Here is a 757-nt window from a genome sequence, read left to right as displayed (position 1 = left end):
GTGGTAGGCACTGTAGTATTCTTTATTTTTGCAATCATGGCGATTGCAGCTGCCTGGGGTGTTGTCACTTCAAAGAACATTGTGCATAGTGCGCTCTATCTTGTCCTTTCTTTTTTAGGCGTAGCTGTACTTTACGTTCTTATGAATGCAGATTTTTTGGCGGCTGTCCAGTTGCTTATTTACACGGGAGCCGTGGCCATTATGATCGTCTTTGCGGTCATGTTGACCTTGCGTGGTGAGGTCAGTGAGAGCAATCCTGAAAACCGTCATTGGGGATGGGGAGCGCTGGTGGCATTATTAGTTTTTGTGGTAATGGCCCTAGTCATCCTCGCGAATCCTGACTGGCGCATTTTGCCCGCGCCGTGGACTGGCGGAGGTTCGGCAGAGGATATGTCGTTACTCTTACTCACTAAATTTATGATTCCTTTTGAAGCAGCCGCAGTACTCTTGACCGTAGCGTTGGCAGGAGCCGTGATCTTGGCGAAGGGAGTGAAAGAAAGCAAATGAATTTAAGCGATTTAAGTGTTGGGCTTTCTACGTATCTCTTAGTTGGAGCGATGCTCTTTAGTCTTGGTCTTTACGGGGTCTTCGCCAAGAGAAATATTATTGCGATTCTCATGTCTATTGAGTTGATGCTTAATGCCGTAAATATTAATTTTGTGGCCTTCAATCGGTTCATCTGGAACCAAAAGATTGATGTTCACTATCTTCTGACCGGGCACGTCGCGGCACTTTTTGTGATCGTTGTCGCTGCTGC

The 757-nt window shown here is 46.5% G+C and carries 2 protein-coding genes; both read left to right on the top strand.

Going from position 1 to position 757, the window contains the following annotated elements; genetic code table 11:
* The gene (locus tag DOT_RS18185) at nt 1-507 is read left to right on the top strand and encodes an NADH-quinone oxidoreductase subunit J (RefSeq protein WP_009621879.1); all 507 of its coding nucleotides are present in this window, start codon (nt 1-3) and stop codon (nt 505-507) included.
* A partial coding sequence (gene nuoK / locus DOT_RS18180) for an NADH-quinone oxidoreductase subunit NuoK (protein ID WP_009621877.1) occupies nt 504-757 on the top strand: 254 nt, incomplete at its 3' end. The genes DOT_RS18185 and nuoK, both read left to right, overlap by 4 nt.

The sequence above is a fragment of the Desulfosporosinus sp. OT genome (assembly GCF_000224515.1).
In the GTDB taxonomy this organism is placed as follows: Bacteria; Bacillota; Desulfitobacteriia; order Desulfitobacteriales; family Desulfitobacteriaceae; genus Desulfosporosinus.
Note: the sequence above shows the minus strand (reverse complement) of the source record. Positions and strands in the feature narration are given on the sequence as shown.